The organism is Chryseobacterium sp. T16E-39, assembly GCF_002216065.1.
In the GTDB taxonomy this organism is placed as follows: domain Bacteria; phylum Bacteroidota; class Bacteroidia; order Flavobacteriales; family Weeksellaceae; genus Chryseobacterium.
The window spans coordinates 4,479,986-4,493,868 of the sequence record NZ_CP022282.1; the positions used below are offsets into that span (position 1 = coordinate 4,479,986).

Consider the following 13,883-nt stretch of genomic DNA (forward strand, 5'->3'; position numbering starts at 1 on the left):
TCTTTTTTCTTACAAAGTCAAAAAATTAATCATTCTTTTAATTACTTTGTAATCTCAAAATTGCCATATCAATGAAATTGAAATTAACTTTATTATTAACTATATTTTATTTAGCAACAAATGCGCAATCAAAGAATGATTTGAGTGATGAACAAAAAGAATATATTTCAAAATTTATTTACCCTCTTAAAACCTTCGACCCAACGGAAAAAGATGATAGTGATTTGTTGATTCTAAATAAATTAATAGGAGATTCTAAAGTCATTGGATTAGGAGAATCGACACACGGCTCAAGCGAGGTTTACAAGATGAAATATAGAATTAGTCAATATTTAATTTCAAATAAAAATTTTAATGTCTTTTCTCTTGAAGCAAATATGCCTGAAAGTTATCTAATGAATCAATATTTAGGTGGTCAGAATAATGATCCTAAAGGGATATTAAAGGGAATGTATTTCTGGTTGTGGCAAACTGAAGAAACTTTAAATTTCATTGAATGGCTGAAAAACTATAACACAAGTCATAATTCAAAAGTATACTTCGATGGTTTTGACATGCAATATGCAAAGGGTGCTTTAGAACAAATAAAAAATATCTATAAAGAAAATAATTTTCCAGAAGAAGAAATTGACCTTCTAGAAACAACTTTGAAAGAAAAAAATAGAGGATTTAGAGCATATAAGAAAGAAAGTCAGATGTTGATTTCGGAACATCTGAATCCAATAAAGCAAAAATCTCAGCTGATCTCCGATTTAGAAAAGAAAGCCCGCTTTTTGCTCAATATAAAAATTATTGAACAATATATTCGGTTGACTTTTATTAGACGTGATGATTTTATGGCACAAAATGTAAAATGGATGGCAGACCATTATCCTGATTCTAAAGTTATAGTTTCGGCTCATAATTATCATGTTTCTAAACTTGGTACTGATAGAATGGGATTTTGGATTAAAAAAGATTTTGCGGATTATATTAATTTTGGTTTTGCTTTTTATGAAGGGAGTTATTCTGCCAGTATTGATCGGAAAATAGGGACTTATAATTCGCAAATCGCCTATCCCGGAACATTGGAATACAAACTTAATTCTTTGAAAATTCCAATTTTCATTTTGGATTTAAAATCCATTAAGAGAGAAAATAATAAGCTTGGAAAATGGATTTTAAAAGATATTTTATTTCGTAAAACAGGATCTGGAACTGAAAAAAATGAATTTTTAAAGACTAATGTTGCAGATTCTTTTGATTATTTAATCTTTATCAATAAGTCGACACATTCTAAACTTTTAAATGATTATTCTAAATAAAAGTGGTAAAAATAAATAGCGGGTTAATTACTCAATAATAATTTGAGAAGTTGATTTGTAATCCCCAACATGAAAGAAAAACAATTCTTTTAGAAATTGATGGCTTGAATAATAGATTAAAATTGGCAAGGAACAAATTATTACACGATATCATTCATGATGAATACCTGGAAATTAAGAACGAATGTAAAAATCAAATCGAAAAACTCGAAACGAAATTAACCAAAGGAAAAGATAACAAAAAAATAGATTTTCCAAAACGACTATATAATGCATTATCGAACCACCGGAACCAATGTTTTACTTTCGGGTAGATAAATAACGAGGTAGGAAAAAAAAACCGGAAGAAAAGTGAATTATCACCTCTTTCCGGTCTTGTACCCATAACCGAAGAAATATCGAAACATTTGGTGGAAGATTTAGAAAGAATCGTAGAATTAAATAATCCTTTAATGTGACCAAGACGAAAGTATCTTCAAACACTTTTATAGATTAAGTGTGGCAAGGCAAATTATAACAAACCTTCTTTTTATTAAAGAATTAAGATTAAATATTTAAATATGAAACAAATAGTTACATTACTTTTATCAATATTAATTGTATCAAACTGTTGCAGTAAGTCCACATTGGAAAGAGCAAGGATTAATATTTTTCCTAAAGGTGAAAAAGTAACTAACAGCAATTTTATAGACAATGTTTGGGTGCAAATGCTTGGACAAGACGAAGAGACACTTAATACGGGTGGGGTAATGTAACTTTTGAACCCGGAGCGAGAACTAAATGGCATCTTCATCCCGGTGGACAAATTATCCTTGTAACTGATGGGGTAGGATATTATCAGGAAAAAGGGTAGCCGAAAAAGATTTTACATAAAGGAGATGTTATCAAATGTCCCGCAAATGTTGAACATTGGCACAGTGCAAGTGAAAATTCATATTTCGTTCAGATTGTAGTTACTGATAATAAGAATGGTTCGGTAGAATGGTTACAACCTGTGACAGAAGAAGAGTATCATAAGTAATGGAAATAGAAAGATTTTGAATAGATAATTATTAACCAATCAAAAATAAATTTTATGAAAAGCAAACCTCATTATTTTCTGTAGTCATTATAATATTCAATTTGGAAGTTTTTATTCAAGTAAAAGATATATTGTTAATAAAATATTTTGCGATTGATAATCAGGAGTATTCCTAGATTTTGCAGTTTTTTTATTGTTCTTATAACAGTTTCCACTCGTAATCCTGTTAGCGATGCAATTTGCTGTCTGGTGAGCAATACTTGATAAGAATCAGTCGGAGGTTTTGATTTTTTTAAGTAGTTGAATAGATTCGTTATTTTTTCTGACGGGCTTTCTAATGCAAATCCTTTCATCAGGTAGGTATAATGCATATCTTCTGCGGTATATTTGTATAAATCTAACAGTATTTTGGGATTATCTTTTAGCATTAAATCAAAGCCCAATCTTTCCAATTTGATTATCCTAGAATTTTCCATTGCAATGGCACTTACAGAATATGGGTGTTTTAAGAACAGGAACAGTGCTCCTAGACAATCACCTTGAATAGAAATGTTGTGAATAAATTCACGACCCGCTTTTTTCTCACCGACAATCTTTGCACTTCCTGTTGAAATTTGAAAATAAGAGACTACGTCATCATTTTCTTTAAATACATATTTTCCCTTTGTAAAATTTACAATTTTAGCTCCATAGTTCATCAAAAGCTCCTCTTTTATCAGCATCAATTTTTATTTTAATTATTCATGTGAAAGTACGTTGTGTACAGTTCCTAATTTATTTACATGTGAACAAAGTTTTCTTAAGACCATTTGTGGTCGTAATCATTTCTCTTAAGTTCTCTTTCAACTTCATTAATTTCAGGTAAAGCAAGAAGATAAGTGTCATTAATATATTTTAGAATATTTTTATTTGTTTTATCATCTATTTTTCTGATGAAAAGGTTGTTGGAGGATTTTAGATTTTCGATGAAGTTGTCCGCGTATTGGTCTTTATTAAAAAAAGTTTTTTCAATGACTGCTCTTTTATCGTCATTCACAATAATGTCACTAAAGGCTGTGTTAAGGAGTACTGTCTGGAAAAAGGATTCTGCCGGCAAAAGAGTGTGAAGGTAATAATCTTCAAAATCCATTACCCTTTTATTATTGGTTAAAAATACACAGGTTTCTCTTGTAAGGATAAGCCATTTCCCACCAATATATGGTGTGACTTCGGTCATAAATTCTCTTTTATAAATAAATGAAGATATTTTATGGGTCAGCTCTGTAAAATGATTTTGTATCCTTTGAAGTGTATCAGGCCTGTAAAATTTTTGGTCATAATAAAAAAGATAATTTCTTCCGTTATTAACAGTAAGGAATTGACGGATAATATTTTGTGACTTGAGTGGGGAGTCTTCACCACTCAGGTTGATAAAGTAATCCCAGTCATGGCTTACATTCAAAAGATATTCCATCGCATTAAGTTCAGCCTGAATCATACTAAATCCCCCTGCTACAATATTCATACTCTCCAGAATATAGACATTGGGAAAATGGATGAGATATTGTTGAATTTCTTCAGTAAACTCTTCTTTGGCTTTTCTGTCTATGTGAATCAGATAAAACTGATCACGGGTATATATTTTCTCAAACATTGCCTTAAATGTATCAGGTTTATGATGTATCATGATAAAATAAGCAATTCGGATTTGAGAAGACAGAGGGCTGTGTGATGCTCTTGTCGAGGGTTGGGATTGGAGTGCCATAGTTTGCATATGCTGAAATTTTAAAATCATCCGCACTTTGCAAACAATTTAAATGTACATGCATAAGTTACAAATATGTTTTTGATAATCAATTAATTATATTGTGTTTTTATTTGGTTGTTTTATTATACATTTGCAAAGTATCAATAAAAAGGTACCTGCCTCTGCTACTCTGCAATAATTTAAATCAAATTTTTATCATTCAGTTTTGCTTTTTCAGATTTCCTATTGTCAAATGATTTCTTTGAGATTTTATATTGAGCTTTTAATGATATGATGGAAAAAGATTAGTATGATGAATAAGCCCATGGAATTAATATTAATCTTTACTAATACAAATAATTCATTAAAATGCACCTACCAGAAAAATGATCGGAAACTGAAAAAATTATGATAAATTTCAAGAATCTACAATTAATTAATCCCGTAATCCGTGCAATTACGGAATCAGGATGTTCTCAGCCTACTGAATTACAGAATGCTGTAATTCCAATTATCTTAAAGGGAAGAGACATTTTGGCTTCTGCTCCCAAAGGAAGCGGAAAAAAATTAGCTTTTACGCTTCCAATATTACAATTGTTGGGTAGAAATCCTACTGAGCATACTAATATCCGGGTTTTGATAATTGTCCCTACAGATGAAATCGGCGTTGAGACTGAAGAAAAGATCAAGCAGTGTAGTAAATACTTTTCTCTTTTAACATTTCGAATTAATGATGGAGAATCAGCTGAAAGTCAGCTTGCTTTTTTCAGAAAAAGAATAGACATATTGATTGCAAGTCCTGAAGGGCTGTTGGAGATTGTGGAAAAAAGGCCTATCAACTTTTCCAAGCTAGAAATTCTGGTTTTATATGATGCTGATAAAATGATTGAAAAAACATTAATAAACAGAATAAAAAATATTCAGAAACTAATTCCTAACAATATACAAACCTTAATATTTTGTAGGGAAACTTCAGGTTATTTAAAAAAATCTGTTTCTCCTTTTCTTAGAGATCCAGTAGAGATTGTAATAAATGCAAGATCGGCATCAATAAAAAGTATTTCGCAGGAAGTATTTTTTATTGAGAAAAGAGATAAGTCAGGATTTTTGATTGATATGCTCCAAAAAAACGAAATAAAAGGATTCATGGTTTTTACACGCAGTAAATATATTGCCGATGATCTGGTACAACAGCTGGAGAATGCGGGAGTCAATACAGGATGGATTCATGGAAACATAACAATGGCTGTTAAAAATAATGTATTGGATGATTTCAGAAGTGGGAAAATTCAAGCTTTAGTCACTACAGATATTGCAGCAAAAGGAATTGATCTTGATGAACTACTCCATATCATAAACTTTGACCTTCCTGCTATTCCTCAAACTTATGTCCAAAGGATTGAAAGGATTCGAAGGTTGGGAAGTGAAGGTTCTTTAATTTCATTCTGTACGGCAGACGAGCACATGGATTTAAAAAATATTCAGAGTTTGATAGGTTTTACTATACCTGTCGGTACGGTTTGGGAATAATGCTGTAAAGTTTATGGATTATATATAATTTTAATGATAATTGCAATGCAACAAGGCATAGTAAAGTTTTTCAATGAGGCAAAAGGCTTCGTATTTATTTTTCATGCAGACGGGAGTGAAGATATATTTGTACATTCATTGAGCTTATTTTTAAAATAATACAATGATTATTATTAACAATTTTGATGAATATAAAATGCTGGAGGGAACTATGGTCGGAACATCTTCATGGCATATTGTCGATCAGGACCAGATTAACCGTTTTGCAGATGCTACCTTAGATCATCAGTGGATTCACACTGATGAAAATAGAGCGGCAAAAGACAGTCCTTATCATTCAACCATTGCTCACGGCTATCTAACACTCTCGTTAATTCCTTATCTCTGGAAGCAAATTGCAGAGGTGAGAAACATTGGTATGGAAATCAACTATGGAATAGAAAATTTTAGATTTGGTTTACCAGTAAAAGCTAATGATGAGATAAGTCTTGAGGCAACTATTAAGACAGTAAATAACCTTAAAGGAATCGTAAAAGTTGTGGTTGGAGCTAAATTGATTATTAAAAACCAAATAAAACCTGCTTATGCAGGAGATGTTCTGTTTCTATATCATTTTTCATAATAGTGAAAAGGAGGGTAAATATAACAATTAGTAAAATTAAATGTAACAGATGATTCAAAAAAAATATCTTTCTAGTTGGACAATTCTTATTCCGGTTCTGGCATGGATCTTCTATTTTGCAAGTGCGGTATTTTCTTCGGGATTTTATTCGCTCTTTCTTACAGTACTACTTTTGGGAAGTGTTCTGGCAGCGGTTTACCATTCCGAAGTTATTGCCCATAGATTAGGTGAACCTTTAGGAACATTGCTTCTTGCATTTGCTATTACGGTTATAGAGGTGGGGCTGATAATTTCTATTATGATGGGTGCAGAAGGTCTTGAGACCGTTACTCTTGCACGAGATACTGTTTTCGCTGCGGTGATGATTATTCTTACCGGTATAATCGGTATTTGTATTGTAATAGGATCACTAAGATACAGGGAGCAAGCTTTTACTCTACAGGGAGTAAGCACAGCTCTGATAACACTTACGGCGGTAGTGGTTTTTGTTCTCATTTTGCCGAATTATACGGTAAGCCATACTGGAGGTGAATATACTTCTTTTCAATTACTTTTTATTGCTTTGGTTTCATTGGCGCTTTACCTTGGATTTACTATGGTCCAGACAATAAGACACCGGAGCTTCTTTATATCTCCACAAAACAAGCTGCTGGCAGACCAAAAGGAAGAAAGCAGTGACGGGCAACTTTCCCGCAGAAAAACACTTGTCAGTTGCTTTATGTTAGTTTTATGTCTGGGAATCGTTGTGATGATGGCAAAACTGCTTTCTAAAGACGTAGAGCATATTGTTCTATCATTTGGAGCACCAAAATCCGTAGTCGGAGTTATTATTGCCGGAATCGTTCTTCTTCCGGAAGGCCTTGCTGCTTTCAGAGCTGCAAAGAATGATCAGATACAAACCTCTTTAAATCTCGCATTTGGTTCTGCATTGGCAAGTATCGGATTAAGTATTCCTGCGATTGCCATTATATCAGTCATTTTCGGAATACGCATGACGCTGGGAATAGATATCAAATCGACTGTGCTTTTAGGGCTTTCCCTTTTTATAATTACGGTGTCTCTCGCAACAGGTAAGACCAATATTATGCAGGGGGTTGTACTGGTGGGAATTTTTTTGATTTATCTTTTTATTTCCATAGTGCCTTAATCATAATTTCCACCCATAACAATTTTGCTCAATTCCTAAAAGGGTTCACCTTCTTTTTTTGACATCCCTAAAAATGATCTTTTTACAAATGATTAGTCTTGTTTTTGCTTTTTGCTTGATTATTAAATTCAAATATTATTTTTTCAAGTTATCATTATCTACTATTACACTAAAAATATCCTTTTCCATTTTGTGATACTATTTCTGCTGAGTTTGAAATGATCAGCCAATTGTGAATTATTAAGTCCATGTTTTTTTTGATAATCCAATATTTCAAAAATAGCAGACTTATCATATGACCTATGTTTTTGATCTACGGATATCATTATTTTACCACCTTTGGAAAAGATAATATGATTCATTTTCATAATATCATTTGCTGAAAGTTTTGGTTTAGATAATATTGATTTACAGTCCTTAATTTTCTCAGGATGCTTTAATTTCAAAATATCTTCATAGATCTTTTTATAGTTCGGTATTAATGATTCCATATGTTTTTATAATATTTACGCGACTTACTATTTCATTTTCGAATGTTATCACCAGGAAAGTTTTTCGACCCAAGACGTTTTTATGCAGGAGATACGTCCAGGTTGTATTCGGATAGAAATTGCATCCGTCATCTAATTTTTCTATTAAACTCTTTTTACTTACCCCTATAAGATTGAGATATTCACTTTGCATACTTATTTATTTTTCTGATTAACATTTTGTCACATATTTTAAGAATTAAAGACATTATTTTCTGTCTTTATATTTACTGATCCATTTATAAAGTGTTGTTTTAGGGATTCTATAGTCTTCAATAACCTCCTGTTTTGTTTTCTCTCCAGTTTCTATAAGCTCCAGAATAAAATAGATAATTTCAACGGTATAAATACTCTTTCTGAATTTGGGTAATTTCGATACTTTTTTCACCTTGTCATCTTCCCGGTTATACTTGGCCGGAGGGGAGTATAAAATTAAATGCTGGGAGTATATTCTGAAAAAATCATATTCTAACAGTTTGCTCCATTTGAGCAGGATTTCAGTATTTATATTACCGGCCAGATACATTTTGTTAATTTCATTTTCATTGGTTTTCAGAAAGTTACAAATCCTGGGCATTTTTATTTTTAATTCTGATGTTCTTTTCTTAATAAGATTTCCTATGTGAATATCTTTAAAATTATTATTCATTATATATCTTCATTCTTTCTAAGATTCGTTGAAAATCCTCCAACTAAGCCAATGATAAAACACAGTACCTTGAAAAAAAATGTACTTAGCTGGAGGTAAATTATACCAAATAAAGCTTTTGAAATGATCGTTATCTTCATTAAAGTATATCATTGATGATCATCCTTAGATAATAATTATATTTAATTGTGTTTTTAAGTAATTTATATAACCGTTATTGACCTTTTTATATGTTTATGTTGCTGAAAATAAGAAAGTTGTATGTTTGTTAAATTAGAAAACATATCATCTTTCGAAGCCTTCTAGTAATAAGAAATTAATGTATTCTTTCAATTGTAAAATTACTTTGTGGAGAAGCAGTGGCTACAACCCACGTATCTCCAACTCCAAGATTATTAACAAAAACATTAAAATAAACTGTTCCACCTGCCGCACCTATTCTGATGATGGAGTTACCATTAATATATCCAGGAACGCCAGTCATTGTTGTTGGCTGAACATATAAACCATGTACATCGCCTTGTCCGTTAGGAGTGGTAGTAACCATTAATTGAAGATATTTATAATTGGTTCCAGGATTGCTTATCGCAACTGATAAACTGGTGCTAATTCTATAAATTCCTGCAGGAAGAGTTACTGCACCCGTAGCTGGAGTAACAGCTGCACCGGAAATGGTATTAAATGACGGAGCATTAAGGGGGAGTGTTGTTATCCCACCTGCCGTAGATCCCCCTGCACCGTTTGAGCTAGCTCCGGGAGGGTAATTGGGAACAGGGATTTTCATTACTTCGGCAGTTGAATTTTGTGCTACCCATCCGTAACCGTCCCACGTATACAATCCTATTTTATTAACAGTAGTTGGATATGCTCCAGCAGAAAGTGAATTCGTAGAGCTTGACGAGGTAATAGCAGCATTGGTATTGTATACCGTCATTCCGGCAACTGAAGTCCCTGTAAGCCCCCATGTACCTGTACTTGTAAGACTTATACGCGTTAAAAGTAATCCTTTATCCGTAGCAGTAAGATCTAGGAGTGCCGAACTATTCGGAGAAGTAGTTCCAATCCCTACACTTCCGGACTGTGCCGAGGTAAAAATCCCTAATGATGCAAAAAGCAGACATAGCAAAGTTGTAATTGCAAATTGTTTTTTAATTGTCATAATAATTTTTTTTAATATTTTTTTTTTAATTTATCGCACGAATAGCATATTGCTTATTAAAAACAAGCATATTGTAAAACTGAAAATAGTTGGCTTATATTTTTTTTAATCTTCAGGGAAAAAGATCAGAGATTTTATTGTTTGTTCATCCTTACAATATGTTAGTGCTTAGTAATGATTTTCAAATCATATATAAATTATTCTCGCTTTAAAAATCTTTTACAAATGTATAGCCGATTCGTGATCGTTGTATTTTTTCAGACATTATTAATCATTAATTAAAAGACAAAAACCGCCATTAAAACGTTAGTTTTAATTTTTTAAACCCATTGATAATTAATTACTTAAAAATTAAACACCATTAATTTTGGGTTTATTCAATTTTTTTCGGATGGAAGATGAAATTAATCCTAAATTGTTGATATGAAATAAAAATTTATCCCTTAGAAAATAAATATTATTAATAACTCACTTTTAACGAATCGAAAACGTAGTTTTTAAATTATGAAAATAACAGTCATTTTTTTTATTTCCCTGTTCTCTCTATTACTAATTAACTCATGTCAATCAAGTGATAACAACGACTATTTTTACAACCTTAACAATTATGTTTCTGCAGAATATACTAATTACAATTTAACCAATATCCGGACACAATACAATAAAGAGCTAGCAAAATATAAAAAGACAGGGGATAAGAAATATATCTTAAGCAGTAAGTATATAGAACTTTTTCTTTATTATAATACGGATACCCGCGACATCTTAAATCAAATACCTCTCGTTTATGAACTACTGAAGCTTAATAATGATCAATATGAATATATTTCTATAGCATGTAATTTTAGATTAGCACTGAATATGGAACAGAATTCTCCAAAATTTGCAATGCAGTGCCTGAATGAAGCAATAAAAATGGATGAAAAAGTAGGAAAAAAATATTTCCTTCCCCATCTCTATCATACAAAAGGAAGGTTTTATTATAATGAAAAAAATTATTCCGAGGCTATGATATATTTTAAAAAAGCCCTAGAAACCTATAAGATAAGAAAAGATGATGAAATTTTTATTGCGTCAATGTATAATAATTTCGGATTGTGTTTTAATAAGTTAAATAAGCAGGATAAAGCTATACAGGAAACTCTTAAGGGAATTAGGATTTTAGAAGGTAAAAAAAATCTCAATAAAGAAGATCTCCTTTTCATTACTAATATGAAGGAAAATCTAAGTGAATATTACCTTAAACTAAATGACTATAAAAACGCGGAATTATTTTTAAATCAAGGCTTTGAATTTTATCAGAATGTAAAGCAGTATAATTCGGAATTTATGTCGATTTCCAAAATGCTGTTCAATCTATATAATTCAACTCACCAGAACGTTAAAAAAAATAATTTAGTGAGTTTCTTACTAGGAATTGAATCAAAAATCCAACATGTGTCTAATAAAATAATACTCTATGAGATATTGCAGGATCATTACCTGGAAATCAATGACCATGACAAAGAAAAAATGTCTTCTAAGAAAGTAATACATCTTATTAGCCTTTATAACCAGCAAAAACAGAAAGATCTGGCTCAAGTTTCTGACCTGTTGAATGATTATTTTATAAAGAACATCAATCAAAAATATGATTATAAAGTAAGTATTCAAAAAAAGAACATTTTGCTGTTATTTGTTTCCTCACTTTTGGTGATTACTATTCTTGCGCTGGCTTTCATAAATGTGTATAAGAAAAATAAAAAGGAAAAAGAGTTGGGAGAGGGGCAAAAATTAATTTTAGAACAGGATCTTCAACTCCACAGGAACAAAATAGAGAAGTTACATCTTAGTCTCAATTTAAAAATAGAGACAGAGAAGGCATTTCTTGAAAACCTCAGGCAGATAAAAAAGTCTAAAAATATTGATCCTGAGGAAACCGTGAAAGATCTGTTTTTTAAGATCAATAATCTGATTCAAATCGATAAAAAACATAATGATATCATTAATGAAAGCTCTTTAGAAAATAAATTATTTATGGAAAAGCTTTCTCATAGATTTCCGATTTTAACGATTCAGGAGTTAAAACTATGTGTTTATTTTAAATTAAATTTGTCTTCTAAAGAAATTTCACTACTTGAAAATATTAAAGATGTAACAGCAAGAGTATACAAAACTAATATAAAATCTAAGATGAAGTTAGATAAAGAAACAGATTTAACTGAATTTTTAAATAATTTAGTATGAAAAATGGATGCTAAAAAACGTTAGACTAGGGAAATTTTTTAAGTAAAAAACTAATATTAATTATAATATATAAAATAAGTGAGAAAAATGTACCTGGGTGCATTGAAAAAAAGAAAGAAGATGATGCATCTAAAAAGAAAGGTGGTTAAAATTAATTTTTTTTAATTTTAATTTTGTTTGCAAATAAGTTATCAGGACAAAAACTTAATACAATCTAGAATGCCTTCCTGAGATACAGGGAGCAAACTTTTACTCTACAGGGAGTAAGCACAGCTCTGATAACACTTACGGCGGTAGTGGTTTTTGTTCTCATTTTGCCGAATTATACGGTAAGCCATACTGGAGGTGAATATACTTCTTTTCAATTACTTTTTATTGCTTTGGTTTCATTGGCGCTTTACCTTGGATTTACTATGGTCCAGACAATAAGACACCGGAGCTTCTTTATATCTCCACAAAACAAGCTGCTGGCAGACCAAAAGGAAGAAAGCAGTGACGGGCAACTTTCCCGCAGAAAAACACTTGTCAGTTGCTTTATGTTAGTTTTATGTCTGGGAATCGTTGTGATGATGGCAAAACTGCTTTCTAAAGACGTAGAGCATATTGTTCTATCATTTGGAGCACCAAAATCCGTAGTCGGAGTTATTATTGCCGGAATCGTTCTTCTTCCGGAAGGCCTTGCTGCTTTCAGAGCTGCAAAGAATGACCAGATACAAACCTCTTTAAATCTCGCATTTGGTTCTGCATTGGCAAGTATCGGATTAAGTATTCCTGCGATTGCCATTATATCAGTCATTTTCGGAATACGCATGACGCTGGGAATAGATATCAAATCGACTGTGCTTTTAGGGCTTTCCCTTTTTATAATTACGGTGTCTCTCGCAACAGGTAAGACCAATATTATGCAGGGGGTTGTACTGGTGGGAATTTTTTTGATTTATCTTTTTATTTCCATAGTGCCTTAATCATTAGAGTTTTCAAAAAGATTGGTTACTGTAATTTCTACGGTCTTAAAGTAATGTTTTATTTATTTTAAGAAAATCAAAACCATTTCACATTAATTGTCGTATCTTACAAAAGATATTGCAGAATGAAAATAAATTTTCGTGTGAATAGTGGCTTATAAATAAAGCATAATTTTTCTTTGCCTTCCGTAATACTTCCACGAAAAATCTTTCATTTTAATTTATATAATTATGGCAATATTCATTTTTATACTTATACATTGGTATACTTCGCTTTTTTTTCAATCGGTTTTTCATCATCGGTATGCAGCACACAATCTTTTTACCATGTCAAAATTTTGGGAAAGAATGTTCTATATAGGTTGCTTTTTTACGCAAGGTTCTTCCTATATCAGTGCTTATACTTATGGTTTAATGCATCGTTTGCATCATGCACATACGGATAAAGTGCAAGATCCACATTCACCGCATAATGATCCTAATCCTTTTATAATGATGTGGACGACTCGAAACAACTATTTTAACCTTTACATAGGAAAAACAGATGCTGCAGAAAAATATAAAAAGAATCTTCCGGATTGGGAGAGGTTTGATAAGATCGCACACAATTATATTACCAGATTTTGTTGGATTGCGATATACATCATTATTTATGCTTTATTAGCAACAGCCTGGTGGCAATGGCTTTTTCTTCCTGCAACTATAATTATGGGTTCTTTACAAGGAATGGCTGTAAACTGGTGGGCTCACAAATTTGGTTATGAAAATTATAAGTTAACCAATACTTCAAAAAATATTCTGCCATTTGATTTCATTTTCTGGGGGGAAGCATATCATAATAATCATCATAAACATCCACAAAGACCTAACAATGCAACAAAGTGGTTTGAATGGGATATGGGTTTCCAAACAATGATCTTTTTGCAAAAACTTAGGGTTATTAAAATAAAATAATAAGAGTATGTATTAAGAGCTTGCAAGATGAGCTTTTTTAGAAACTATAA

The 13,883-nt window shown here is 31.6% G+C and carries 15 protein-coding genes; 9 read left to right on the plus strand and 6 right to left on the minus strand.

Features of this window, described 5'->3' with window-relative positions; translation table 11 throughout:
- Positions 1 to 71: 71 nt before the first annotated feature.
- Both CEY12_RS20470 and CEY12_RS22690 read left to right on the plus strand, forming a co-directional pair.
- Positions 72 to 1,304, plus strand: coding sequence for an erythromycin esterase family protein (locus CEY12_RS20470; protein ID WP_089029420.1), 1,233 nt, complete (start codon positions 72 to 74; stop codon positions 1,302 to 1,304).
- A 560-nt stretch (positions 1,305 to 1,864) separates the two neighbouring features.
- Positions 1,865 to 2,059, plus strand: a complete 195-nt coding sequence (locus tag CEY12_RS22690) for a hypothetical protein (protein WP_228409741.1) — start codon at positions 1,865 to 1,867, stop codon at positions 2,057 to 2,059.
- Positions 2,060 to 2,459: 400 nt separating this feature from the next.
- Here the strand turns inward: CEY12_RS22690 and CEY12_RS20485 are convergent, their stop codons facing one another.
- Positions 2,460 to 3,047 (minus strand): Crp/Fnr family transcriptional regulator, encoded by a 588-nt coding sequence (locus CEY12_RS20485; protein WP_089029422.1) that lies wholly within the window; start codon positions 3,045 to 3,047, stop codon positions 2,460 to 2,462.
- A gap of 77 nt (positions 3,048 to 3,124) precedes the next feature.
- Positions 3,125 to 4,078: a beta-1,6-N-acetylglucosaminyltransferase gene (locus CEY12_RS20490; protein ID WP_228409742.1), complete on the minus strand. Its 954-nt coding sequence runs from the start codon at positions 4,076 to 4,078 to the stop codon at positions 3,125 to 3,127.
- 381 nt (positions 4,079 to 4,459) lie between these two features.
- On the opposite strand from CEY12_RS20490, the gene CEY12_RS20495 reads away from it, so the two are divergent.
- The 4 genes from CEY12_RS20495 to CEY12_RS20510 are packed head-to-tail and all read left to right on the plus strand — an operon-like array spanning position 4,460 to position 7,350.
- Complete coding sequence (locus tag CEY12_RS20495) at positions 4,460 to 5,581, plus strand: DEAD/DEAH box helicase (RefSeq protein WP_089029424.1); 1,122 nt, start codon at positions 4,460 to 4,462, stop codon at positions 5,579 to 5,581.
- Between the two features lie 45 nt (positions 5,582 to 5,626).
- Entirely contained in the window at positions 5,627 to 5,740 is a 114-nt protein-coding gene (locus tag CEY12_RS20500) for a cold-shock protein (RefSeq protein WP_089029957.1), read from the plus strand.
- A 4-nt stretch (positions 5,741 to 5,744) separates the two neighbouring features.
- Positions 5,745 to 6,203 (plus strand): MaoC family dehydratase, encoded by a 459-nt coding sequence (locus CEY12_RS20505; RefSeq protein ID WP_089029425.1) that lies wholly within the window; start codon positions 5,745 to 5,747, stop codon positions 6,201 to 6,203.
- Positions 6,204 to 6,252: 49 nt separating this feature from the next.
- Positions 6,253 to 7,350 (plus strand): calcium:proton antiporter, encoded by a 1,098-nt coding sequence (locus CEY12_RS20510; RefSeq protein ID WP_089029426.1) that lies wholly within the window; start codon positions 6,253 to 6,255, stop codon positions 7,348 to 7,350.
- 164 nt (positions 7,351 to 7,514) lie between these two features.
- On the opposite strand, the gene CEY12_RS20515 is transcribed toward CEY12_RS20510, so the two are convergent.
- From CEY12_RS20515 to CEY12_RS20530, 4 genes are all read right to left on the minus strand, one after another.
- The gene (locus tag CEY12_RS20515; RefSeq protein WP_089029427.1) at positions 7,515 to 7,841 is read right to left on the minus strand and encodes a transposase; all 327 of its coding nucleotides are present in this window, start codon (positions 7,839 to 7,841) and stop codon (positions 7,515 to 7,517) included.
- Positions 7,816 to 8,034 (minus strand): hypothetical protein, encoded by a 219-nt coding sequence (locus tag CEY12_RS22490; RefSeq protein ID WP_089029428.1) that lies wholly within the window; start codon positions 8,032 to 8,034, stop codon positions 7,816 to 7,818. Before CEY12_RS22490 ends, CEY12_RS20515 begins: the two co-directional genes overlap by 26 nt.
- Positions 8,035 to 8,088: 54 nt before the next feature.
- Positions 8,089 to 8,529, minus strand: a complete 441-nt coding sequence (locus tag CEY12_RS20525) for a transposase (protein ID WP_089029429.1) — start codon at positions 8,527 to 8,529, stop codon at positions 8,089 to 8,091.
- A 316-nt stretch (positions 8,530 to 8,845) separates the two neighbouring features.
- Positions 8,846 to 9,688, minus strand: coding sequence for a hypothetical protein (locus tag CEY12_RS20530; protein WP_089029430.1), 843 nt, complete (start codon positions 9,686 to 9,688; stop codon positions 8,846 to 8,848).
- 504 nt (positions 9,689 to 10,192) lie between these two features.
- On the opposite strand from CEY12_RS20530, the gene CEY12_RS20535 reads away from it, so the two are divergent.
- The 3 genes from CEY12_RS20535 to CEY12_RS20545 all read left to right on the plus strand — a co-directional run bounded on the left by CEY12_RS20535 (position 10,193) and on the right by CEY12_RS20545 (position 13,833).
- The gene (locus tag CEY12_RS20535; protein ID WP_089029431.1) at positions 10,193 to 11,914 is read left to right on the plus strand and encodes a tetratricopeptide repeat protein; all 1,722 of its coding nucleotides are present in this window, start codon (positions 10,193 to 10,195) and stop codon (positions 11,912 to 11,914) included.
- Between the two features lie 314 nt (positions 11,915 to 12,228).
- A complete protein-coding gene (locus CEY12_RS20540) occupies positions 12,229 to 12,879 on the plus strand; it encodes a calcium:proton antiporter (RefSeq protein ID WP_228409743.1) in 651 nt (216 codons plus the stop codon).
- Between the two features lie 231 nt (positions 12,880 to 13,110).
- Complete coding sequence (locus CEY12_RS20545; protein WP_089029432.1) at positions 13,111 to 13,833, plus strand: fatty acid desaturase; 723 nt, start codon at positions 13,111 to 13,113, stop codon at positions 13,831 to 13,833.
- The last annotated feature ends 50 nt before the right edge of the window (positions 13,834 to 13,883 follow it).